The 23,255-nt window shown below is 71.1% G+C and carries 24 protein-coding genes; 8 read left to right on the forward strand and 16 right to left on the reverse strand.

Annotation, left to right across the window (positions count from 1 at the left end; all coding sequences use genetic code 11):
- Positions 1–10: 10 nt before the first annotated feature.
- A complete protein-coding gene (locus ACFW16_RS19340; protein ID WP_380307949.1) occupies positions 11–1,186 on the reverse strand; it encodes an efflux RND transporter periplasmic adaptor subunit in 1,176 nt (391 codons plus the stop codon).
- 16 nt (positions 1,187–1,202) lie between these two features.
- Positions 1,203–4,367, reverse strand: a complete 3,165-nt coding sequence (locus ACFW16_RS19345; protein WP_380307951.1) for an efflux RND transporter permease subunit — start codon at positions 4,365–4,367, stop codon at positions 1,203–1,205.
- A gap of 282 nt (positions 4,368–4,649) precedes the next feature.
- Here ACFW16_RS19345 and ACFW16_RS19350 point away from each other — a divergent pair, with 282 nt between their 5' ends.
- Positions 4,650–5,276, forward strand: a complete 627-nt coding sequence (locus ACFW16_RS19350; protein WP_380307953.1) for a TetR/AcrR family transcriptional regulator — start codon at positions 4,650–4,652, stop codon at positions 5,274–5,276.
- 7 nt (positions 5,277–5,283) lie between these two features.
- On the opposite strand, the gene ACFW16_RS19355 is transcribed toward ACFW16_RS19350, so the two are convergent.
- From ACFW16_RS19355 to ACFW16_RS19410, 12 genes are all read right to left on the reverse strand, one after another.
- Positions 5,284–6,294 carry an EscU/YscU/HrcU family type III secretion system export apparatus switch protein gene (locus tag ACFW16_RS19355; protein WP_380307955.1) on the reverse strand — a complete coding sequence of 337 codons (1,011 nt, stop codon included), beginning with the start codon at positions 6,292–6,294 and terminating at the stop codon, positions 5,284–5,286.
- Positions 6,291–7,094: a type III secretion system export apparatus subunit SctT gene (gene sctT / locus ACFW16_RS19360; RefSeq protein ID WP_380307957.1), complete on the reverse strand. Its 804-nt coding sequence runs from the start codon at positions 7,092–7,094 to the stop codon at positions 6,291–6,293. The genes ACFW16_RS19355 and sctT overlap by 4 nt, the downstream gene beginning before the upstream one ends.
- A complete protein-coding gene (gene sctS, locus ACFW16_RS19365; protein ID WP_380307959.1) occupies positions 7,094–7,393 on the reverse strand; it encodes a type III secretion system export apparatus subunit SctS in 300 nt (99 codons plus the stop codon). The genes sctT and sctS overlap by 1 nt, the downstream gene beginning before the upstream one ends.
- 372 nt (positions 7,394–7,765) lie before the next feature.
- On the reverse strand, positions 7,766–8,422 hold the full coding sequence (sctR, locus tag ACFW16_RS19370; RefSeq protein WP_380307961.1) for a type III secretion system export apparatus subunit SctR: 657 nt from the start codon (positions 8,420–8,422) through the stop codon (positions 7,766–7,768).
- Entirely contained in the window at positions 8,415–9,509 is a 1,095-nt protein-coding gene (sctQ, locus tag ACFW16_RS19375; protein WP_380307962.1) for a type III secretion system cytoplasmic ring protein SctQ, read from the reverse strand. Before sctQ ends, sctR begins: the two co-directional genes overlap by 8 nt.
- On the reverse strand, positions 9,506–9,991 hold the full coding sequence (locus ACFW16_RS19380; RefSeq protein ID WP_380307964.1) for a YscO family type III secretion system apparatus protein: 486 nt from the start codon (positions 9,989–9,991) through the stop codon (positions 9,506–9,508). Before ACFW16_RS19380 ends, sctQ begins: the two co-directional genes overlap by 4 nt.
- Positions 9,988–11,349: a FliI/YscN family ATPase gene (locus ACFW16_RS19385; protein WP_380307966.1), complete on the reverse strand. Its 1,362-nt coding sequence runs from the start codon at positions 11,347–11,349 to the stop codon at positions 9,988–9,990. Before ACFW16_RS19385 ends, ACFW16_RS19380 begins: the two co-directional genes overlap by 4 nt.
- Entirely contained in the window at positions 11,346–11,957 is a 612-nt protein-coding gene (sctL, locus tag ACFW16_RS19390) for a type III secretion system stator protein SctL (protein WP_380307968.1), read from the reverse strand. Before sctL ends, ACFW16_RS19385 begins: the two co-directional genes overlap by 4 nt.
- A complete protein-coding gene (locus tag ACFW16_RS19395) occupies positions 11,950–12,573 on the reverse strand; it encodes a SctK family type III secretion system sorting platform protein (protein ID WP_380307970.1) in 624 nt (207 codons plus the stop codon). The genes sctL and ACFW16_RS19395 overlap by 8 nt, the downstream gene beginning before the upstream one ends.
- A complete protein-coding gene (gene sctJ, locus ACFW16_RS19400; RefSeq protein ID WP_380307972.1) occupies positions 12,570–13,334 on the reverse strand; it encodes a type III secretion system inner membrane ring lipoprotein SctJ in 765 nt (254 codons plus the stop codon). Before sctJ ends, ACFW16_RS19395 begins: the two co-directional genes overlap by 4 nt.
- 55 nt (positions 13,335–13,389) lie before the next feature.
- A complete protein-coding gene (locus tag ACFW16_RS19405) occupies positions 13,390–13,908 on the reverse strand; it encodes a hypothetical protein (RefSeq protein ID WP_380307974.1) in 519 nt (172 codons plus the stop codon).
- A gap of 57 nt (positions 13,909–13,965) precedes the next feature.
- On the reverse strand, positions 13,966–14,607 hold the full coding sequence (locus ACFW16_RS19410) for a secretin N-terminal domain-containing protein (protein WP_380307976.1): 642 nt from the start codon (positions 14,605–14,607) through the stop codon (positions 13,966–13,968).
- Between the two features lie 542 nt (positions 14,608–15,149).
- Between ACFW16_RS19410 and ACFW16_RS19415 the strand changes: the two genes are divergently transcribed.
- The 7 genes from ACFW16_RS19415 (at position 15,150) to ACFW16_RS19445 (ending at position 21,548) form a co-directional block, all read left to right on the forward strand.
- Complete coding sequence (locus tag ACFW16_RS19415; protein ID WP_380307978.1) at positions 15,150–15,317, forward strand: hypothetical protein; 168 nt, start codon at positions 15,150–15,152, stop codon at positions 15,315–15,317.
- A gap of 112 nt (positions 15,318–15,429) precedes the next feature.
- Entirely contained in the window at positions 15,430–16,416 is a 987-nt protein-coding gene (locus tag ACFW16_RS19420) for an FHA domain-containing protein (protein WP_380307979.1), read from the forward strand.
- 27 nt (positions 16,417–16,443) lie between these two features.
- Entirely contained in the window at positions 16,444–16,815 is a 372-nt protein-coding gene (locus ACFW16_RS19425) for a hypothetical protein (protein WP_380307981.1), read from the forward strand.
- 5 nt (positions 16,816–16,820) lie between these two features.
- Positions 16,821–17,156 (forward strand): tetratricopeptide repeat protein, encoded by a 336-nt coding sequence (locus ACFW16_RS19430; RefSeq protein WP_380307983.1) that lies wholly within the window; start codon positions 16,821–16,823, stop codon positions 17,154–17,156.
- Positions 17,153–19,240, forward strand: coding sequence for a type III secretion system export apparatus subunit SctV (gene sctV / locus ACFW16_RS19435; protein ID WP_380307984.1), 2,088 nt, complete (start codon positions 17,153–17,155; stop codon positions 19,238–19,240). Before ACFW16_RS19430 ends, sctV begins: the two co-directional genes overlap by 4 nt.
- 8 nt (positions 19,241–19,248) lie before the next feature.
- Positions 19,249–20,847: a type II and III secretion system protein family protein gene (locus ACFW16_RS19440; RefSeq protein WP_380307986.1), complete on the forward strand. Its 1,599-nt coding sequence runs from the start codon at positions 19,249–19,251 to the stop codon at positions 20,845–20,847.
- 8 nt (positions 20,848–20,855) lie between these two features.
- Complete coding sequence (locus ACFW16_RS19445; protein WP_380307988.1) at positions 20,856–21,548, forward strand: CpaD family pilus assembly lipoprotein; 693 nt, start codon at positions 20,856–20,858, stop codon at positions 21,546–21,548.
- 42 nt (positions 21,549–21,590) lie between these two features.
- On the opposite strand, the gene ACFW16_RS19450 is transcribed toward ACFW16_RS19445, so the two are convergent.
- Both ACFW16_RS19450 and ACFW16_RS19455 read right to left on the reverse strand, forming a co-directional pair.
- The gene (locus ACFW16_RS19450) at positions 21,591–22,355 is read right to left on the reverse strand and encodes a tetratricopeptide repeat protein (RefSeq protein ID WP_380307990.1); all 765 of its coding nucleotides are present in this window, start codon (positions 22,353–22,355) and stop codon (positions 21,591–21,593) included.
- Positions 22,356–22,532: 177 nt separating this feature from the next.
- Entirely contained in the window at positions 22,533–23,102 is a 570-nt protein-coding gene (locus tag ACFW16_RS19455) for a YcbK family protein (protein ID WP_380307992.1), read from the reverse strand.
- Positions 23,103–23,255 lie beyond the last annotated feature (153 nt).

Consider the following 23,255-nt stretch of genomic DNA (forward strand, 5'->3'; position numbering starts at 1 on the left):
CAGCCGCTCGTTACGACCCGGCGTTGGCCTGCTGCTGCGGCAGCGGCTGCACCGGCATGCCGGGGAAGAAGATCTTCTGCAGGTTGCCGGTGATGACGCGGTCGCCCTCGGCCAGACCCTTCTCGACCGAGACCAGGGCGCCGTCCGTCCCCCCCAGCGTCACCAGCCGCTGCTCCGCCCTGTTGTCCTTGCTGACGACATAAACGTAACGGCCGAACTGGCTGGCGGCGACCGCCACCTGCGGCACCATCAGCGCATCCGGCTGCGGCTTCAGATGGACGCGCACGCGGACATACTGGCCGGGCAGCAGGGCGAAGTCGCCGTTGCGGACGGTGGCGCGGGCCAGGATCGTCCCGGTCTGGTTGTCGACCGCGTTGTCCAGGAAGGTCAGCTCGCCCTGGTGCTTCGCCTCGGTCTCGCCCGGCAGCAGCACGTCGACCGCGACCTTGCCCGCGGCCTGCGCGGTCCGGATCTTGGTCAGCTCGGTCTCGCTGGGGTTGAAGGTGACGTAGATCGGGTCGAGCTGCACCAGGGTGTTGACCGGGCTGCCGCCGACGCTGACCAGCGTCCCCGTCGCCGCCTGGTTGCGGCCGAGCCGCCCGGCGAAGGGGGCCCGGATCTCGGTGTAGCCCAGGTTCAGCTCGGCCTGGCGCTGCGCCGCCTGGTCGCTGGCCAGGGTGGCCTGGGCCTGCTTCAGATTGCTCTGGCGCTGGTCGAAGGTGTCCTTGTCCAGCCAGCCGTTCTTGCTCAGCTCGCTGCCGCGGTCGTAGTTCGAGCGCAGATAGTCGATATTGGCCTGGTCGCGCTGCAACTGGGCGTTGGCCTGGTCCAGCGCGGCCTGGAAGTCGCGGGGGTCGATCTTGTACAGCAGGTCGCCCTGCTTGACGTCGCTGCCGTCGGCTGCCGGCTGCGCCTGGATATAGCCGGACACCTTGGCCTGCAGGCTGATGGCGGCGATCGATTCGGTGCGCGCGGAATAGTCGAGATAGACCGGCAGCGACCGCTTCAGCACCGCAGCCACCGGCACCGGCATGGCTTGGGGCGGCCCGCCCGGCGCGGCTTCGGCCTGCGCCGTTTCACCGCCCAGCGCCAACAGGGCCGGGGGGAGGCGGCCGGTCTGGTACAGGCCGGCGACGACGGCGGCAGCCACGACGATCGATCCCAAGACGACGGTACGGACGCGCATGGCGCGATTCTCCACTCTATTCGGCCGGGCCGGCCTTCGGCTCCAGCCGATGGCCGTCGGTGACATGGGGGCTGTCCGTGTCGCCGCGGCGTTCGCGGAAGGACTCGATCACGGCATAGAACACGGGAACGAAGATCAGGGTCAGGACGGTGGCGGCCAGCATGCCGCCGAACACGGTGGTGCCGATCGACTGGCGGCTGGCGGCGCCGGCGCCGGTGGCGAGCATCAGCGGCACCACGCCCAGGATGAAGGCGAAGGCCGTCATCAGGATCGGCCGGAGACGCAGCCGCCCGGCTTCCGCCGCCGCTTCGACGATGCTGTGGCCTTCCTCGCGCAGGCGCTTGGCGAACTCCACGATCAGGATGGCGTTCTTGGCCGCCAGGCCGATCAGCATGACCAGGCCGATCTGCGAGTAGACGTCGATCTGCATCTGCCGGGCCCACAGCGCCGCGAATGCCCCGAACAGGGCCAGCGGCACCGCCAGCAGCACCATGAACGGCATCGACCAGCTTTCGTACTGGGCCGCCAGGATCAGGAACACGAAGACGAGGGCGAGGCCGAACACCAGGGCCGCCACCGATCCCGCCTGCAGCTCCTGGAAGGTGATGCCGGTCCATTCATAGCCGAAGTCACGCGGCAGTGCCGTGGCGGCCGCCCGCTCCATCGCCGCGATCGCCTGGCCCGAGCTGTAGCCGGGGGCCGGGGCGCCGTTGATCTTGGCCGAGTTGTAGTTGTTGTAGTGCGGCACCGTGTCCGGCCCGGCGATCGGCTTCAGGTCGCCCAGCGTGCTCAGCGGCACCATGCCGCCCTCCGAATTGCGGACATACAGGCGCGAGATGTCGGTCGCCGATCCGCGGGCGTCCTTGTCCGCCTGCAGGGTGACGCGGAAGGTGCGGCCGAACAGGTTGAAGTCGTTGACGTAGAGCGACCCCAGATAGATCTGCAGCGTGTTGAACACGTCGGGCAGATTCAGCCCCAGCGTCTTCGCCTTGTTGCGGTCCAGGTCGTAGTTGTACTGCGGGGTCGTGGTGCTGAAGGTGCTGAACATCTGGTGCGGGTCCAGCTCGGGCTGCTTCCGCGCCTCGGCCAGCACCGCCTGGGTCGCCGCGTCCAGGGCGGCGACGCCCTGGCCGGACAGGTCCTCGACCTGGAATTCGAAGCCGCCCGTGGTGCTGATGCCCGGGATCGACGGCGGGTCGAAGGCCAGCGCGAAGGCATCGGGGATCTGCATCAGCTGCGCACCCACCTTCTGGGCCAGGGCCGACGCGCTCTGGTCCGGCCCGCGCTCGGACCACGGCTTCAGGATGGCGAACTGGGCCGCGGAGTTCGACTGGGCGGCGCTGGTCAGGAAGTTCAGGCCGACGATCTCGCCGACCGTCTCGATCCCCGGCGTCGCCTCCAGGATGGCGCGGGTCTTCTTCGCCACCGCCTCGGTGCGCTCCAGCGACGCGCCGTCGGGCAGCTGGATGACGACGAAGAAATAGCCCTGGTCCTCGACCGGCAGGAAGGTCGAGGGCAGTCGCGTCGACACCCAGTAGGTCAGGCCGAGGCCGGCCACGAACAGGATCATGACCAGCCAGCGGATGCGGATCAGGAAGCGCACCAGCGCCGCATAGCCGTGCGACAGCGCGTTGAAGCCGGCGTTGAACCAGCGGAACAGGAAGAAGGGGGTGTGCGCCCGGTGCCGCAGGAACGCGGCGCTCAAGGCCGGGCTCAGCGTCAGCGAGTTGAAGGCCGACAGGCCGACGGAGATGGCGACGGTCAGCGCGAACTGGTTGTAGAGGCGGCCGGACACGCCGGGGATGAAGGCGACCGGGATGAACACCGCCATCAGCACCGCGGTGGTGGCGATGATCGGGCCGGTGACCTCGCTCATCGCCTTGCGCGTCGCCGCCAGGGGCGGCAGCCCGGCCTCGAGCTGGCGTTCGACGTTCTCGACCACCACGATCGCGTCGTCGACCACCAGCCCGATGGCGAGCACCATGCCGAGCAGGCTCAGCATGTTCAGCGAGAAGCCCATGCCGTCCATGATCACCAGGGTCGCGATCAGCGACACCGGGATGGCGATGACGGGGATCAGGGTGGTGCGCCAGTTCTGCAGGAAGACGAAGACCACCAGCACGACCAGCGCCAGCGCCTCGAGCAGCGTCTTCAGCACGTCTTCCATCGCCGCCGACACGAAGCGGGTGGTGTCGTAGCGGATGCCGTATTCGATGCCCTGGGGGAAGCGCTGCTTCAGCTCCTCCATCTTGGCCTGCACGGCCTCCTGCAGCGCCAGCGCGTTCGACCCCGGCTGCTGGAACACCGCCACGACGACCGCGGGCCGGCCGCCGAAATAGCCCGAGGACGAGTATTGCAGGGCCCCCAGCTCGATCCGGGCGACGTCGCGCAGCCGCACCACCGATCCGGTCGCCGGGTCGGCGCGGACGACGATGTCGCCGAACTGGGCCGGGTCGCTCAGTCGTCCGGTGGCGTTGATCTGCAGCTCGAAGGCGGTGCCCGCGGGGGCGGGCGACTGGCCGATCTTGCCGGCCGCCACCTGCACGTTCTGCTCGGCGACGGCGTTCTGCACGTCGACCGCGGTGACGCCCAGATTGGCCAGCTTGTCCGGGTCCAGCCAGATGCGCATGGAATAGCGCCGCTCGCCGAAGATCTGGACGTTGCCGACGCCGGGCAGGCGCTTGATCGGGTCGACGATCTGCAGATAGGCGTAGTTGCTCAGCTCCACCGGGTCGACCGACCCGTCCGGCGACGTCAGGTCGACGATCAGGACGAAGTTCGGATTCTGCTTCTGGATCGTGATGCCGCCCTGGTTGACGATCGCCGGCAGCGACGAGGCCGCCTGCGACACCCGGTTCTGCACGTCGACCGCGGCGATGCTCAGCGGATAGCCGACCTGGAAGGTGACGGTGATGTTCGCGGTGCCGTCGTTCGACGAGGTCGACGACATGTACATCATGCCCTCGACACCGTTGATCTGCTGCTCCAGCGGCGTGGTCACGGTGTCGGCCACCACCTGGGCGCTGGCGCCGGGATAGGTGGCGCTGACCACCACCTGGGGCGGCGTGATGTCGGGGAATTGCGAGACCGGCAGCAGGAAGTACGAGATGCCGCCGGCCAGCACCATGATCACCGCGATCGCCGAGGCGAAGATCGGGCGTTGGATGAAGAAGCCGATCATGGCGTGGTCGACTCCACGGCCCGGCCGAGCAGACGGCACTGCACCGCGCCGCCGTCGCGCGCATCGCAGGAAATTGCCGAGGCCGACCCCCAGGCCATGCTAAACCCCTTGGTTAAGTTAACTTTGTGGTTGATTATCGTTCCGGCTGGCCGTCGTCAAGCGAAGCTTCGGCCCGAACACCCGCCGGCTGGGTCGGATCTTGACCTGATCCTGCTGGGGTGTTACCGGTAAGTAACAGTATTGGTCTAGACCGATCATACCGTCAAGGGCAATTCAGGAGCTATGACGACGATCACACCCTCGGCGCTGGAGGGCCTGTTCGGGCCCAGCTGCGAGCTGCGGCCGCGCGACCGGATTCTCGGCACGGCCCGCGACCTGTTTCACAAGCACGGCTATCGCGGCGTCGGCGTCGATGCCATCGCCGAGGCGGCCGGCACCAACAAGATGACGCTGTACCGGCATTTCGGGTCGAAGGACGACCTGATCGTCGAATGCCTGCAGCGTCTCGCCGGGGAGGCCGACGCCATCTGGGCGCGCTTCGAGGAGAAGCATCCCGGCGACCCGGCGGAGCAGCTGCATGAATGGGTCCGGGCCGGGGCCGAATGTGCGATCGCCGACGCGCGCGGCTGCGACATGGTCAATGCCGCGGTCGAGCTGACCGAGCCCGGCCATCCCGCCCGGCGCGTGATCGAGGACTTCAAGACGGCCCAGCGCGACCGCCTGGTGCGGCTGTGCCGGGCCGCCGGCGCCACACAGGCGGAGCTGCTGGCGGACACGCTGTGGCTGCTGCTGGAGGGCGCCCGGGTGAGCCGGCAGAGCGTCGGCGCCGAGGGGCCCAGCGCCCGCTTCATCCGCATGGCCGAGGCGATCATCGCCGCCTTCCTGCCGCGCGAGACCGCGGCGCCCTGATCTTCGGCTACACCGCGCCGAGCCGCAGCAGGATGCGGGCCAGGGCGTCGAAATGCTCGGTCGGGACGGCCTCGCCGATCTTGCCGTCGGCGTGCAGCTGCCGCGCCAGCAGGGGGGCCGTCTCCACCGGCACGTTGGCCATGCCGCCCTTGAACGACTTGCTGACCAGCGTCGGCACCGCCGTCTCGCCGGCGACGAAGCGGATGCCGACGGTGACCTCGCCGTCGGTGACGAACAGCGTCGGCGCGGAGGACCGGCCCTCGCCGCGGGCCAGGCCGCGATGCAGCTGCCGCCGGGTGCTGCGGATGTGCGGGTCGCCCTCCTGCTCCTTGCGCTCGCGTTTCATCTCGCTGCGGGTCATCCGCTGGTCGCGCTGGAACAGCCAGCGCTGCAGCACCATGTCGATCAGGGCGAAGACCAGCAGCACCGCGATGATGCCGATCAGCACCGGCTTCAGCGTCGCCACCAGCACCAGGCCGATGCAGTCGCGGCCGCATTGCGGCGTCACCAGCACCGCGCGCAGGGCGCCGAGGGCGAGCAGCCCGATCACCCCGATCAGGGTGCAGGCCTTGACCACCGCCTTCACGAATTCGAGCAGGTTGCGCAGGCTGAACAGCCGCTGGAAGCCGGCGACCGGGTTGATCTTGTCGCCGCGCGGCACCAGCGGGTCGAGCGAGAAGGGGATGCCGCGCAGGAAGCCGACATTGGCGACGACGCTGGCGACGATGATGACCGCCACCAGCGGGGCGACGATCCGGGCCGCCAGCGCCAGCAGGGTCGGGATGATCGTGTAGCTCTGGTCGAACGGCTTGGCGGTCAGGGCGATCGGTTCGGTCAGGATGGCGCGGAACGCCTCCATGATCGCCGGGCCCTCGACCCCGAGATAGAGGAGGCCGGCGACCAGCGCGACCACCGTGACCAGGTCGCGGCTGTGCGCCACCTGGCCCTTGCGCCGGGCGTCCGCCAGCTTCTTGGCGCTGGCCGGGAGGCTCTTGTCTTCGCTGGTCTGCTGGCTCATGGCAGCACCATCCGGGCGAGGTCGAGCACGCCGCGCATCGAGCCCAGGCTGTCGTTGAAATACGGCACCAGGAAGATGGCGTAGATCGGCAGCACCAGCACCAGCGCCGCCGACTTCACCGACAGCGACAGGTCGAAGACGTTGAGCTGCGGCGCCATGCGGCCGATCACGGCCAGCGCGATGTCGGCCAGCAGCATCACGATCACCAGCGGCACGGCCAGCAGCAGGCCGAGCCGGACCACGTGGTCGAGCAGGCCCAGCAGCAGCGTCGGCGTCTCGCCGGTGAAGGGCGGCAGCAGCTCGGTGACCGGCCACAGGGCGTAGCTGGTGTAGAGGGCCTCGGCCATCACGCCGAAGCCGTTGCCGGCGAAGAACAGGGCCAGCAGCACCAGGACGAACAGGGTCCCGACCGGCGAGGCCTGGCCCGAGGCGTTGGGGTCGAGCAGATAGGCGCCGTTGACGCCGCGCTGCATGTCGATCAGCTCTCCCGCCGCCTCGGCCGCCCAGAAGGGCAGGCCGAACAGCAGGCCCAGCAGGATGCCGATCACCGCCTCCTTGGCCGTCAGCATCAGCACCTGGGCGGGCTGCAGCGGCGTCAGCACCGCCAGCTCGGACGTCACCTGCGACACCATCGGCAGGGCGATGGCGATGACCACCGCGTTGCGCAGGAGGCCGGTGAGGCCGAGCCAGGAGAAGATCGGCAGCACCGCGGCCAGCCCGACGGCGCGGGCGATGGCGACCGAGATGGCGGTGAAGTAGGGCCCGACCAGCTCTGCCAGAAGCCGGAACGATTCGATCATCAGCGCTGCCCGGGTTCCGCCGGCACCGTGCCCCGGGTGATCGCCGGGAAATCGGCGAAGATCCGGTCGGTGTAGCGCACCAGCGGGCTGGCCAGCATCGGGCCCAGCAGCACCAGGGCCAGCACGACGGCGATCACCTTGATCGCCATCGGCAGGGTCTGGTCCTGGATCTGCGTCACCGCCTGCAGCAGGCCGACGAGGAGGCCGACCGCGGCGGCGATGGCGAGCGCCGGCAAGGACAGCAGCAGGGTGAGGGTCAGCGCCTCCTGCAGCAGATGTGCGATCACCGCCTGGTTCATGGGCGCATCGCCTCCGGCATGGCGGCTCCCACCCTGTTGTCATGCCCGGGCTCGACCCGGGCATCCAGAGGATGTCGAGACCTTCTGGATTGCCGGGTCAAGCCCACGGCTGTCCGGTTAAGCTTTTCGGGTTGCAGATCTAGGCGAAGAACTAAACTTTTATTGTCATTGCCGGGCTTGACCCGGCAATCCAGGGGCCACCGAGAGCTGCTTTGAAAGCCCTGGATCCTCGGGTCAAGCCCGAGGATGACAATAAAATAGAATAATAACCTAAGATAAACACGCTTCGGTTGCGATTTTTCCTCAACCGGACAGCCGTGGGTCAAGCCCGGCAATGACAGGAAAGGAGGAAGCCCGGGCTCCATCGCCGCCTCAGCTGCTGTAGCTCAGGATCAGGCCGTGCAGCAGGCGCGACCAGCCGTCGACCATGACGAACAGGAACAGCTTGAACGGCACCGAGATGGCCAGCGGCGACACCATCATCATGCCCATCGCCATCAGGATCGCCGAGACGATCAGGTCGATGACGATGAAGGGCAGGTACAGCAGGAAGCCGATCTCGAAGGCCCGGGTCAGCTCGGAGATGACGAAGGACGGGATCAGGATGACCATGTCGTTCGGTGTCGCCGCGGCGCTCGCCTCCTGCGGCCACACCCGGGCGGTGGCGGACAGCAGGAAGTCGCGCTCCGCCGGGTCGGTGAAGCGCATCAGATAGGCCCGCACCGGCTCGATCGCCGACTGCATCACCGCCTGCCAGTCCTGGATGCTGCGCAGCCTGAGCGCCGGGTCGCTGACCCGGGCGTAGACCTCGGCGATCACCGGCCCGGTGATGTAGATCGTCAGCATCAGGGCGATGCCGTACAGCACCATGTTCGGCGGCGTCTGCTGGATGCCGAGCGCGTTGCGCAGCAGCAGCATGACCACCGAGATCTTCAGGAAGGCGGTGAGGGTGACGACCAGGAACGGCACCAGCCCGACCAGCGTGACGATGCCGAGAAGCGGCAGGACGTCGGGCTGCGCTTCATTCATCGCCGAACAGCCGCACCACCCGAATGCCCAGCTCGTCCTCGATCCGCACGATCTCGCCGCGGCCGATGCGCCGCCCGTTGGCGACGATGTCGACCGCCTCGCCCGGGTCGCGGCCGAGCGGGATGACCGCGCCGGGGGCCAGGCCCTGCACCGCGGCCAGCGGCAGCTCGCTGCGCCCCAATTCGAACACCAGCGTCACCGGGAGCTCGCCCAGCCGCTCCGCCGGCGGCGTCGCGGCGCCGCTGTCGGGATCCGCCATCCATCCTCCTCCATCCTGCAGGGCCAGGGGCCGCCGCGGCCCCGCGACCGTGAGCGTGCCGCGGTCGTGCCTCGCCGCATGCGACCAGCCTTCGCCATAGACCACCAGCGCCTCGCCGGGCGGGCAGGCGACATCCGGAAAGACGACGTCGCCGGGGGCGAGGTCCCCGAGCTCGGCCAGGCTCAGGCGCACCGCGCCGATGCGGACGGCCAGCGGCACCGGCAGGCCGGCGCAGGGCGCGGGCAGGGCCGGCGCGGCGTCGATCACGCGGCGCAGGGCCGGCCGGGCGGCGTCGTCGGCGGCGAGATGCAGCGCCGTCTCGGCGAAGGCGTGGCGGATGGTGATGGTGCAGCGGAAGGCGGGCGCGACGGCCGCCGCCGCCGGTCCGACGCTCTCGATCGCGATCGGCTCTCCGGCTGCCGCTTCCAGCACCGGCAGCACGTCGGATGCCGCGGCTTCCAGCAGCAGCGCCGCCAGCTCCGGCTCCAGCTCGGCGGCCGGCAGCCCGGCGATGTCCGCCAGCGCCTGCTCGACCAGCAGCGCCGGCACCAGCAGCGTCAGGCGTCCGGAGCCGATGCGCAGGGTGATCGCGGTGCCGCCGGCGCTGGCCGGGGTGGGGGACGGGGCGAGCACCGGGGTGATCGCGAGCGGCGCCTCGATCTCCAGCCCGCCGATCCGGACCGGCATGGGCGTGCAGCGCCGGGCGACGGCATTGGCGTCGACGGCCTGCCCGCGGGTCAGCCGCGGCGGGTCGTAGGGGCGGGCGGCGGGACCGGAGGCCAGCGGATCCGCCGCCAGGATCCACGCCGGCGGCGCGGCGGCGGTCACGGTCGGCCTCCGGATGGAATCAGGCTGGCCTCGTCCTCGGCGGCGACGTCGTCGCGGATCTCGGCGGCCTTGCGCCGGGCGACGCCGCGGCGCTCGGCCAGACGGTCCAGCCGGTCGGCGTCCCGCCCCCGCTGCCGCCAGGCCTCGCGCGCCGCATCGGTGTCCGCCTCGGCCCGGCTGGTCTCGGCCCGGCGATCCCGCACGGCGGCGTCCTGGCGCCGGGATCCGGCGGCGAGCTCCGACACCCGGTCGCCCAGCCGCTCCAGCGCGTCGACCACGGCCGGCCTCTCCAGCGCCGCGGCGTAGAGCCGGCTCTCCTGCGCCGCGCGGTGATCCTCATAGGCGGCGCGGTCGGCCTCGGCCTGCTGCTGCCGCGCCTCGGCGGCGGTCAGGGCGGTGCGTTCGCGGCCCAGGCTCTCGGCCGCCAGCTTCTCCCGGTCGCGCCGCAGGCGGCGCAGCTTGTCGAGGGCGTCGGGCTTCATCGGCTCAGCCGCTCCAGCTGCTCGCGGGTCTGGGCGAAGGGCGTCGCCTCCTCGAAATCCTGCTGCAGGAAGCGCCGGATGTCGCCGATCTTGGCCACCGCCTCGTCGGCCAGGGCGTCGGCGCCGGCCCGGTACTCGCCGACCTGCAGCAGCAGCTCGATATCGGCATGCTTGGCCATCAGCCGGCGCAGCTGCACCGCGGCGCGGCGATGGCCGGCGTCGATCACCGCCTCCATCACCCGGCTGCGGCTGGCCAGCACGTCGATCGCCGGGAAATGGCCGGCGCTGGCCAGGGCCTGGGACAGCACGACGTGCCCGTCCAGCAGGCCGCGGGTCTCGTCGGCGATCGGGTCGGTCTCGGCGTCACCCTCGACCAGCACGGTGTAGAAGCCGGTGATCGAGCCCGTTGCCGCCGGCCCGGCGCGTTCCAGGAGGCGCGGCAGCATGGCGAAGAAGGAGGGCGGGAAGCCGCGCCGGGTCGGCGGCTCGCCGGCGGCCAGGCCGATCTCGCGCACGGCGCGGGCGAAGCGGGTGATGCTGTCCATCAAGAGGGCGACGCGCATCCCCCGGTCGCGGAAATACTCGGCGATGGCGGTGGCGACGAAGGCCGCTTTCACGCGCTCGATCGCGGGCCGGTCGGAGGTGGCGGTGACGATCACCGCCCGGCGCAGCGCCTCGGGTCCCAGATGGCGGTCGATGAACTCGCGCACCTCGCGGCCGCGCTCGCCGATCAGGCCGATGACGATGGCGTCGGCCTCGGCGCCCTTGACGATCTGGGCCAGCAGCGAGGACTTGCCGGTGCCGGGCGACCCGTAGATGCCGATGCGCTGGCCCTCGCCGCAGGTCAAGAGGCCGTCGATGGCGCGGATGCCGAGCGGCATCGGCCGGCTGATCAGCGGCCGCAGCAGCGCCGGCGGCGCCTCGGCGTGCAGCGGATAGGTGCTGTCGGTGTCGAGCGGCCCGCGCTCGGCGGTGTCCAGCGGCCGGCCCAGGCTGTCCAGCACCCGGCCCAGCAGGGCCGGGCCGACGCCGAGCCGCAGGGCGCGGCCGGTCGGGATCGCCTCGGTCCGGGTCGACAGGCCCTGCAGGCTGCCGATCGGGGTCAGCACCGCGGCGCCGTCGACCAGCCCGACCACCTCGGCCAGGATGCTGTGCCCGGTCTGCGGGTCGCGCAGCTCGCAGATCTCGCCCAGGCGCGCGTCGTTGATCTCGGCATGGACGGTGACGCCGATCGCCTTCACCACCCGGCCCTTGACAGGGCGCGGGTCGGCCTCCTCCAGCCGCCGGCGCAGCGCCTGCAGCGGGTCGCGCAGCAATTGCAGGCCGGGCACCGGCCGGGGCAGGGCGTCCGGGCTCATGCCGCCGTCTCGCCCGGACCGGCGCGGCGCAGCGCGTCGCGCAGGGCGCGCAGCTGGGCCTCGATGCCCAGCTCGACATGGCCGTACTTCGTCACCAACACGCAGGTGTCGGCGGCCAGGCCGGGGTCGGATTCGACCGTCACCCGGCGGCCGATATCGGCCAGCGCCGGGTCGGCCAGCCGGCCGCGCAGCGCCTCGACCATGTCCGGCGCCACCCGCAGCGTCGCCGCGTGGTCCAGCCGGGCCTGGCGCAGCGCGTGGTCGACCGCCTGCAGCAGCAGGTCGCGCCGGTCGAAGCGGCCCAGGATGCGCTCGATCGTCTCCTGCACCAGGTCGGCCAGGGTCTGGTCCAGCCCGGCGAGATAGCGGTCGATCTGCAGCCCGGTCGCGGCCACCAGCGCCGCGGCCTCCTCGCGGGCGGCGGCCAGCCCCTCGGCACGGCCGCGCTCGCGCTCGGCGGCGAAGGCGGCGTCGGCCTCGGCCCGCAGCCGCCCGGCATGGGCCTCGGCCTCGGCCAGGTGGCGCCGCGCATCCCGCCACTGGCCGAGCGCCTCGGCCTTCAGGACCGGGCCGCCGCGGCGGAAGGCCGGGCGCAGGGGCTCAGCCATGGGGCGCCACCGCCCGGGCCGCGGCCGCGAACAGGGCGGCGGCGCGGGGGAACTCGGCCGGCGGCGACCCGCTTTCCGGCCACCGCTCCGGCGCCAGCCGCAGGCGCAGCCGCTCGCCCACGGCCGGGCCTGCCTCGCCGCACCAGGCCGCGAGGCACAGCAGGCCGGCCCGGTCGATCGCCTCCTCGACCGGCTTCGACTCCAGCCCGGCCAGCACCGGGGCGGGGCCCTTGTGGCCGAGGCCGAAGCCGTAGGCGTCGGCGCCGATCAGGCCGGTGACGCGGCGGATCTCGGCGCCGAGGACGATGGTGCGCAGCCGCGGCGCCAGGGCCGCGGCGCCGGCATGCCTGATCGCACGGTCCAGATCGGCCGGGGCCAAGGCGGCGATGCGGGCGACATCGCCCTGCCAGGCCGCGGCGTCGCAGGGTGCGAGGCCCAGGCGGCGACGCAGCAGCGCCGACAGGCGCGGCTGGATCCGGCGGGTGTCGAGCAGCCGCCGGGCCGCCGCTTCCGTCAAGCCCGGAAAGGCGCGGCCCAGCTGCGCCGGATGGGCGTACAGCGCCACCGCCCGGTCGAAGCGCCGGAGGGCCAGCCTCTCCTCGGCCGTGCCGTTCATTCGGCCGCCGCCGGGGCGGCGCCGTTGCGGCGGCGCCAGATCCGCCAGCCCACGGTGCCGGCAGCGGCGACCGCGGCGGCGGCGACCAGGGCCAGCAGCCCCTGCAGCCAGGGCGCGCTGGAACGGTGCACCCAGAAGCCGGCGACATTGGTCAGCGGATCGGTGATCGGCGGCGTCGCCGCCTCCGGGGCGGTCGGCAGGAACACGACCGAGACATTCTCGTACAGCAGGCCCTTGATGCCGTTCGCCACCAGCATCTTGATCTCGGGCGTCAGCCTCGACAGGTCGACATCGGCGCGATGGCGGATCACCACCGAGGCGGAGGAGGGGGTGGCGGCCGCCTTCAGCCCCTCGCTGTCCGGCAGCACCACGTGGACACGGGCGGAATAGACCCCGTCGATCTCCGAGATCGTGCTCGACAGCTCCTGGCTCAGCGCATAGATCAGCCGCGCCTGCTCCTCCACCGGCGAGGAGACCAGCCCCTCGCCCTTGAACAGGTCCGGGATCTTGGCATAGCGCTCGCGCGGATAGCCGTTGCGGCGCAGCACGTCGACCGCGTCGGCGAAGCGATCCTCCTCGACCGAGACGACGAGCCCGCGGTCCTTGGTGATCTCACGCTCGGCCGGGATGCCCTGGTGCAGCAGGATCGCGACCATCTCGTTGGCCTCGCGCTCCTCGAGGTTGCTGTAGAGCTCGACCTTGCAGGCGGCGAGCAGCAGCAAGGCGGCGAACGCGAGCGACTTGACCCACGGGTTGAGCAATTCCGGTCGACCTTTCTGAGATCCTGTCGGGCACCCGCAGGGACGGCAGCCGCGGCTATCCGCGCAGCAGGGTTTCCGGAACGTTGCCCAGCTGCTTGGAGGCGGTGGTGACGAGCGTGGTGCGGAGCACGCCGTTGTTGAACTCGATCGACGCCTGCCGCAGCTCGCGCATCTGCCCCCGGTAATCGACCTGGGGGGCCGCCTGCTGCGTCGGCTGCGCCGCGGCGGGCCCCGGCTGCAGCCCCGGCTTGCTCGCGCCCGGGACCGTCGCCGACGCCTGCGTTGCCACGGCGGGCGGCGGATCGTCCAGCCTGGGGCCGAGCGCCGTGGTGTCCTTGTGGAACTGCTGCAGCGAGTTGAGCAGCTGGTCGCCCATCGCCGCCGGGTTCGCCAGCAGCCTGGCCTTCAGGCTCGGCGCGTAGTCGGCGACCGATTTGTGCGCCGGCTGCAGCGGCAGGGCGTAGTCGAAGACGTTGGCGGCCTTCTGATCCAGCGGCAGGGCGACGGGCGTCACCGCGACCTTGGGTTCGATCAGCGCCGGCGCCTGGAGAACGGGGGGCGAGATGACAACCATGGGATCAGCCTCGGCTCATGGAACGGGTCTGCTCGGTCGGGAGGCGTCGCGGCGGGGTCATGATCCGGGCTTCCCGGTGCGGCCGCGCACGATCGTGGTCTGGAACTGATAGGCCTGCTGCAGCGCCTGCATGGTCTCCTTGACCAGGGCGACGTAGCGGGGCGGCCCCGACACCAGCGCGACATTGGCGCTGGCCAAAGGCCGCGGCGGGAAGCGGGGGTCGTCGAGCTGCAGGCTGGCCAGCGACGCCTGCAGCTCCTCGAACCGGATCGCGCCGAGCGGCAGCATCTCCGACACCGCCTCCTCGACCGTGGTCACGTACAGCACCTGGCCGTCATAGTACCATTGCAGGCCGAAGCTGGCGGCGAGCTGGTCGAGCAGCTTCTGCGGCGTCAGCTCCGGCAGCCGGCCGCGCACCCGGCCCGACACCTTGTCGCTGACCTTGACCGGCACGTCGAGGTTGCTGCCGAAGGCGGCCAGCACGTCGCGCACATCCTGGTCCAGGACGACATAGGGGTAGGGCTTGTCCGGCCAGGGCAGGGCGCGGCGGTTCTGCGCCGCGGCGAGATCGGGCGGGACGGGCGTCGCGGCGACGGTCGGGGCGGGCGCGGCAGGCGCCGTCACGACGGCCGGGGGCGCGGGCTGCTGCGCCGCCGCCGATCCGGCCGGCAGGGGGATCAGGGCTGCGAGCGCGAGCACGACGGTGCATCGCCGAGTCTTGTCGGACAATACTCCTGTCAGCCCTCTCGTCCTGATCGCCATCCCCACCCGCATCAAGACTTCCCGCCGATATGTCCGAGATCGTCGACCCGCCTGCGGTCTTTATAACTCTGCATAGCCGGAGGTGCAAAAGCCAATCCAAACACCTGGCCCGCTTGAAACGTGCCGCGGACCGTGCAGATCTCGGGCAGACCTAAACGCTTAGACTGCCAGCAAGGTTCCCCGCTTTTTGTTAAAGTTTTGTTGAACAGGCAAAGGGTTGAAATCTGAATGCACTGAGACATTGAAGTGCTTGACCTTACGGCGGTTTGCCGCATAGTCGGATAGTAGTTTCAAGTGGTGGGCAGGCCTTGGCATCGAACCGTCCATCCGGGTCGTGTTGGCCAAGGGGATAGGCTAGGATTGTTTGGCCCGGACGCCGGAAGGGTTCGGCGAATCGGTGTGCCAAGTCAGAACTTCGGGCCTGCACTGATCGTGTTCGGCTTTGTACAACCTGAGAATTGCACAAGGAGGAGTATGTCATGGCATCGACTTCCGGTAGCGATCCGGCGGCTGAGCTGAGGCAGGCCAACGCCGAGATCCGCGCGCAGAACATCAAGGACTCGATCGAATCCGCCCAGGATCTTCAGAAGTCGCAGAAGATCGACAAGTGGTCCCAGGCGCTCATGGAAGCGGCCCGCAAGGGCTGAGCCCGGACCTCGTTCCGGTTCCTTGAGATTCATCGCTGTCAGTATGGCGAGCGCGGCCGGCCTCGGCCGCGCTCGCTTTCGCCAATGATCAGAGCGCCTCGTGGGGTGGGCCATGCTCTCGAAATTCAAGGCGTTGATCTCTGACAGTCCTCTCCAGGGGCCGATCCAGCGGCTCTTCCCGCAATCCCCCTCGGTCACCCTCTTCGTGCTGGCGGGACCGAACGCCGGCACCGTCCAGAAGCTGGCCCCGGCCGCCTACCGGGTCGGCAGCGGTCTCGAATCCGACATCGTGCTCGCCGACGAGGCGCTGGCCCCGGTCCACGCCCTGATCGACATCGACCGCCATCGCGTGCGGATCGAACCCCTGGCCGGCACCATGACCGTGCCGGGACGGGCCGGGCTGCTGGAGCCCGGCGGCGCCGTGACCCTGCCGCTCCCGGCCGAGCTGACGCTGGGATCCTCGCGCATCGTGCTGCGCAGCCCGGTGGAGGCGACCGTCGGCGGATCACGCCTGCGCGCCGTCACCGTGACCGCCGCGCTGCTGGTGATCCTGGGCGGCCTGTCCGGCATCGCGCTGTCCTCCGGCGGGTCCGGCGGCTCGGAGGGGCAGGCCGGCGACCAGGCGGCAGCGCCCGAGGCCGGGAAGCCGGCGGTGCAGACCGCCGCGCTGGCGCCGGTGGTGCCGCGGCAGCAGACCCCGCAGGAGGCGCTGCAGGCGCGGATCGACGCGGCCGGCCTCGGCGGCATCGCCCTGGATGCGAAGGGCAGCCGCATCGTCGCCTCCGGCCGGCTGTCGCCGGCCGAGATGGCGCAGTGGCGCGAAACCCAGGCCTGGTTCGACCGGACCTTCGCCTCCTCCGCCCTGCTGGCGTCGGAGGTGACGACCGGGGCCGGCAGCGGCGCCCCCGAGCTGGTGATCCAGGCGGTGTGGACGGGCGACAACCCCTATCTGATCACCCACACCGGCTCGAAATACTTCGAGGGCGCGGATCTCGGCGGCGGCTGGTCGGTCGACACGATCCGGGCCGACGCCGTCACCCTGCGCAGCCGGGCTGGGCAGAGCTTCGTGATGGTCCTGACCGACCCCGCCAAGCCGTAGCCGGATGCCGGGGAGGGGGGAATCGAGATGACGACGATCCAGCCACGCACCGAGCCGCTCGACGGCGTCCGGCCCGGCCCGCAGCCCGACAATGCCGCCGGGCGCCCGATCGGCCCTGTCGGCGCGCCGGCGCCGCGCCGGGCCGGGGCCGCGCGCGGCCGGCGCGACCGCGCCTCGCGGCTGCGCGAGGAGGTGCTGGACTACATCCGCCCCGTCACGGCCGGGTCGATCCACGCCACGCCCGGCGACCAGGCCGAGACCCTGGCCGATATCCTGGACCTGCTGCAGGCGGAGGCGCCGGACGACCGGCTGGCCCGATGGGGCAGCGCCGTGCTGCTGCAGGAGCTGCGCAAGCACGACCTGCTGCGCGCCCGGCTGAACGACCTGATCGGCGGATGACGCGGATGACGCCAGCCCAGCGCGACACGCTGCACCGCCTCGTCTTCGACTATCTGCGCCACGGCCAGAACCGGCGGGCGCTGGCGCTCGCGATGCTGCTGGCCTCGCGCGACGACGAGGCCGATCCGGCGGCGCTGCGCGCCCTCGCCGTCGCCCTCCTCGCGGTCGGCCGGCCGGACCAGGCGATCGATGTCCTCGACCGGCTCGACCGGGCGGAGCCGCCGGCCGCGGCGCGTCATCTGCTGCGCAGCCGGGCGCTGCACCAGCTCGGCGAGATCGAGGCGGCGCGGCGCGCCTTCCGCGACTATCTCGACGCCCCCGACCGGCGGGTGGCGGCATGACCGCGCGGGGACGCTGGCAATCGGCCCTGACCGCCGCCGCGGGCCGGCAGGACCTGATGATCGTGGCCCTTCTGGTCGCGACCATCCTCTTGATGATCCTGCCGCTGCCGACGCTGCTGGTCGACGTGCTGATCGCCTGCAACATGACCTTCGCGGTCCTGCTGCTGATGGTGGCGGTCTATCTGCGCAGCCCGCTGGAGCTGTCGGTGCTGCCCTCGGTGATCCTGATCGCCACGGTGTTCCGCCTGGCGCTGTCGATCGGCGTCACCCGCCTGATCCTGATGGATGCCGACGCCGGGGCGATCATCCAGACCTTCGGCGAGTTCGTCATCGGCGGCAGCCTGGCGATCGGCCTGGTGATCTTCCTGATCATCACCGTGGTCCAGTTCGTGGTGGTGGTGAAGGGCGCCGAGCGCGTCGCCGAGGTCGCGGCCCGCTTCACCCTCGACGCCCTGCCCGGCAAGCAGATGAGCATCGACGGCGAGTTGCGCGCCGGCGACATCGACCTGGCCGAGGCGACGCGCCGGCGGCAGACGCTGGAGAAGGAGAGCCAGCTCTACGGCGCCATGGACGGCGCCATGAAGTTCGTGAAGGGCGACGCCATCGCCGGCCTGATCATCGTCGCGGTCAACCTGATCGGCGGCCTTGCCGTGGGCATGCTGCAGCACGGCATGTCGCTGGCCCAGGCGATGCACGTCTATTCGCTGCTGACCATCGGCGACGGGCTGGTGTCGCAGATCCCGGCCCTGTTCGTCGCCATCACCTCCGGCACCATCGTCACCCGCGTCACCACGTCGGACAGCCAGAATCTCGGCGCCGACATCGCCCGACAGATCGGCTCCAATTCCACGGCACTGCTGATGGCGGCCGGCGTGGTCCTGCTGCTCGGCTTCATCCCGGGCTTCCCGACCCTGATCTTCCTCGCCATCGCCGCGGCCATGGCCGGCGTCGTGCTGCTGCGCCGGCGCCGCGCGCGGCGCGAGGCCGGGGCCGTGGAGGAGGAGATCCCCGACGTGGCGGCGGACGAGACGGTGACGCTGCATTTCGGTCCGGACCTGATGGCCGGGCTGGGCCGCGGCACGGCCGAGCGGCTGGCGCGGGACGCGGCGGAGGAGCTGGAGCAGCGGCTGGGCGTGCCGTTCCCGGTCGGTCGCGTGGGGCCGGGCGGGACGCTGCCGCCGGACGGCTTCCGGATCGACATCGACGGGGTGCCGGTCGAGGCCGGAACGGCGCGGCCGGGCCGGATCCTGCTGCGTGACGACCCGATGCATCTCGACCTCCTGGGCCTCGCCGCCGACACCGGCGAGGGGCCCGGCGGCGCGGTCCAGCACTGGGTCGACGCCGGTCACGAGCCGGCGCTGGCCGAGGCCGGCATCGGCCATGCGACGGCGGAGGAGATCGTGGCCGAGGCGCTGACCCGGGCGCTGCGCCGCTACGCCCCGCATTTCCTCGGCATCCAGGAGACCCAGGCCTTCCTCAAGGGCATCGAGGCGACGCGCGGCGACTTGGTGCGCGAGGCGCAGCGCCACCTGTCGGTCAACCAGGTCGCCGATGTGTTCCGCCGGCTGCTGGAGGAAGGCATCTCGCTGCGCAACCACCGGCTGGTGCTGGAGACGCTGGCCGAGTGGGGACAGAAGGAGCAGGACGTGATCCTGCTGACCGAGTATGTCCGCGGCGGGCTGAAGCGGCAGATCTGCCATGCCCATGCCGACGAGCGGAAGGTCATCCACGCGCTGATCCTCGACCGCGGCGCCGAGGAGGTGCTGCGCCAGTCGATCCGGCAGACCACGGTCGGCGCCTATCTCGCTTTGCCCGAGGGCCAGGCCGAGGAGCTGGTCGACACCATCCGCGGCCATCTCGGCCGGGTCGTGGTCGGCGGCCGGCCGCCGGTGATCCTGACCGCGCTCGACACCCGCCGCTTCCTGCGACAGACCCTGGCCCGCAACCAGGTCGAGGCGATGGTGCTGTCCTATGCCGAGATCGCGCCGGACTACACGGTGCAGCCGGTGGCGGTGGTCCGGCTGGCCGGCCGTCGGGCCCGCCAGGATGCCGGGGCCGGGGTCGACCGGGCCGCCGCGGAGTGAGGGGGAAGATGGACCGATCGCGATCCCTGGCCCGGTTGCGCCGCGCACTCGCCGCCACGGTCGTCCTGGCCGCGGCCATCGGCATCCCGTCCGCACGGGCCCAGGCCGAGCCTCCCGGCATGACGGTGCAGCCGCTGCCGCCGCAGGCCCAGATGCAGCAGGCGCCGGCCGCGCCCGGCACGACGGTCACCCCGACCGAGGACGTCACCGCCATGCGGGCGCCCGCCACGGCGCCCAAGATCGTCACCCTGCCGCCGGGCGCGCCGGCGGAGCCGCCGCCCCAGGCGACGCCGGCGATGCAGCCGCCGCCCTCGTCGCAGCCGGGCCAGCCGACCATGCAGGTGTCGCCGGCGCCGCCGCGGCAGCCGGCCCAGCCGGCGCTGACGCCCAGCCGCTCGCTGATCGAGATGAAGGTGGGGCAGGGCAACCTGCTGACCTTCGCCCTGCCGGTGCAGACGGTGCTGGTGGCCAATCCCAACGTGCTCGACGTCGAGATGGTGTCCGCCCGCTCGGCCTATATCTACGGCGTGTCCTCCGGCACGACGAACCTGTTCGCGCTCAGCAGCGCCGACCAGGTGGTGGCGGCGGCGAATGTCCGGGTCAGCCAGGACGCGGCGGCGGCGCAGCGCGAGATGATGCAGGTGGCCCCCGCCGCCGGCGGCCAGATGGGCTACATCCAGGACCGGCCGGTGACCACCGGGACGGTGGCCGATCTCGGCAGCGCCATGAAGCTCGACGCCCTGGCCCAGCAGCTCGGCACCAATTCCGGCGGGGCGATGAACCTGAACACGCTGCAGGGGTCGCAGCAGGTCGGCATCCGCGTCCGCTTCGCCGAGGTCCAGCGCAACGCGGTGGAGAATCTCGGCGTCAACTGGCAGGCGATGTTCGACATCGGCAAGTTCAACATCGGCCTGGTCAGCGGCGGCTTTGCCGGCGTCGGCGCGGCCGGCACCGCCACCGCCGGCTATCACAGCGGCGGCAACAACGTCGACGCGGTGATCGACGCGCTGCAGCGGGAAGGGCTGGTCAGCATCCTGGCCGAGCCGACCCTGACCGCGGTCAGCGGCGAGACCGCCAACTTTCTGGCGGGCGGCGAGTTCCCGATCCCGGTGCCGCAGGGCAACGAGACGGTGACCGTCGAGTACAAGCAGTTCGGCGTATCGCTGTCCTTCGTCCCGACCGTGCTGCCGGGCGACCGCATCGCCATGCGGGTGAAGCCGGAGGTCAGCGAGCTCAGCGACGATGCCCGGGTGGAGAATGGCAGCTTCTCGATCCCGTCCCTGATCGTGCGCCGGGCCGAGACCACGGTCGAGCTGGCCTCCGGCCAGACCTTCGCCCTGGCCGGCATGTTCCAGCGCAACATGTCGAACGCGGCCGACAAGATCCCGGTCCTCGGCGACGTGCCCATCCTCGGCAAGCTGTTCCAGTCGAGCCGGTACAAGCGCAACGAGACCGAGCTGGTGATCCTGATCACCCCGTATCTGATGAAGCCGGCGGAGTCGCCGAAGGCGGTGGCGGTGCCGGCGCAGCGCACCGAGCCCACCGTGCGGCGGGTGCGCCAGTCCCCTTCCATGACCGGCGGCAGCGCCGGCTTCGTGCTCGAATAGGACGTGCCATGAGGTTCCCGATCCGACCGCATCATCTCGCGGCCCTGGCCCTGGCCGGCGTCCTGGCCGCCTGCGAACACAAAATCCCGGACTGGCCCGAGGACGGCTACACCACCCTGTCGACGCCGGTGGCGCATCCGGTCATGTTCGCGCCCCAGGCGTCGAGCCTGAGCGCGACCGAGCGCACCCGGCTGGTCGAGTTCGTCCGCGGCGCCGGGCTGGCCCCCGGATCCTCCGTCACGGTCGCCGCCGGTGGTCCGCAGGCGGCGGCCCGGCAGGAGGCGGTCGCGGCGGTGCTGCGCGGCGCCGGCCGCTACAGCATCTCCCTGGTCGACGATCCGTCCGCCTCCGACACGGTGCAGGTGGCGGCGGCCGGGCAGCAGGTGCTGTGGCCGAAGCGCTGCATGAACCCGGACGGCTCGCTGCCGGAAGACCTGCCGCTCGGCTGCGCCAGCGACCTCAACCTGGCGCAGCAGGTCGAGCGCAAGAGCGACCTGTTCCGCGGCCGCCAGATGGGGCCTGCCTTCGCCAACCCCTCGGTCCGTGCGGCCGAGCGCTACCTGCAGCTCGACGGCGACGACAGGACCGCCGCCGGGTCCGATGTCCACGGCGACCGCAGCCAGGCGGGCATGGTCCTGCCGCCGTCGACCGGGACCGGCCCCGACGCGACGACCAGCATCTCCGGCGGCACCACCCCTTAAGCCGATACGGCTGGGGGCTCAGAGAGCGTTTCCAACGGTCTTTCAGCCGATCGTGCCGATCGCCTGGGCTCGCCTTACCGGGTCCTTCATGCCGCGGATCCGGCGCGCCGCGTTGACCAGGTTGCGCGCCTCCTTCGCCGGCAGGACAGCATCGGCCACCTTTCGCGCCTCCTGGGTCTTGCCGTCCATCGCCAGGACCAGCGCCAGGTTGCGCTGCTGCACCGCGGTGGCGTCCGGCGCCGCGGCGGCCTCGCGCATCACCTGCACCGCCTCGCCGGTGTTGCCAGCCAGGGCGTAGGACAAGGCGAGGTTGGTCTTCAGGCTGACATTGGCCGGCTCCTTGAGCAGCGCCTTCTGATACAGCCCCTGGGCCTCCTGCGGCCGGCCCAGCAGCGCCAGGGCGGTGCCCTTGGCCAGCACCGTCGGCACGTCGTCCGGCTTGCGGGCGAGGGCCTGGTCGAGCACCGCGATCGCCTCCTGCGGCTTGCCCTGGGCCAGCTGCACCTTGCCCAGGCCGCGCAGGGCGTCGACATTGGTCGGCTCCACCGCCAGGGCGGCGTGGTAGTAGCTGGCGGCCCGCGTCGGGTCCCCGGCCTGCAGGGTCGCGTCGCCCAGCTTGACCATCGGCTGCGGGTTGCTGGGGTCTTCGGTCGCGGCGCGCTGATAGAAAGTCATCGCCGTGTCGGGGTCGCCCGCGGCGCGGATGTTGTCGCCCATCCGCAGCAGCGAGGTCGTCTGCGATTCGCCGCAGCCCGCGACGATCAGGGCCGTCGCGACGATGACGGCGCGGGTGAACGGGAACGGCATGGCGGCGGGCTCTCCCCTTGGAAAAGCGGGTCCGGGGCGCCTCTGGCGGGCGCGCCTGCGCGGTCACGCATGGCTGGATCATGGATAGAGTGATCGCGCCGTCGCGTCGACTCCGCGATTGGGAATCGGGTCCGGACCGCGCTCATTGTCACCGCGCCGTCACCGGCCGCGGCGGCCTCAGCCTTCCCAGGTGCGCAGGTTGCCGGAATCGATATGGGTGAAGCCCGGATACTGGCCGACGCCGCCGATCTGCAGCGCCAGGGCACAGCCGACCAGCTGGCTCGGCGGCACCTTGTCGAAGGTCAGGTCGATGGCCCGGCCGGCCATGTGCAGGGAGTTGCGGGCCGCCCCTTCGAGCGAGGAGTTGGTCTTCAGCGTGCGATAGCCGGAATTGATCGTCGCCTTGCCGCTGAAGCCGGCCCGCTGGGCCACGGTGCGGATCACCGCCAGCGCCCAGAACAGCCGCGGGTCCATCTGCACGCTCTGGCCCTGACGCCAGTCGCGCAGGAAGAAGTCGAGCTTCTGCAGCTCCGCCGTATCGTACCCGGCCGGGCCGTAGAACTGGCCCGTATACGTCTCGCCGGTGTGGGCGTGGCTCAGCTCGAGATAAGGCTGCACCCGGTTGTGCACCTCGTCGAGCAGCGAGCCGGGCCGTGCCGCGGGGGGCAGGGCATAGGCCGCCGGCCCGGCCAAGGCGATGCCGCCGACCACGCCAAGCGCGGCGCGGCGTGTCAGGGTCGGACCCATGGGCCGGGAGGGTATGGGCGCAGTCATGCGAAAACAGCCTCGACAGGCAACGAAACCCAGCGCGACGTCTATATCATGTCGCAGGACCGGCGACGGATTGCAATCGCATCGGCGTGTGGGAATGCATCACCGATTCGACGCGCCTTTTCGACG

The organism is Inquilinus sp. NPDC058860 (assembly GCF_042743185.1).
GTDB lineage: Bacteria > Pseudomonadota > Alphaproteobacteria > DSM-16000 > Inquilinaceae > Inquilinus.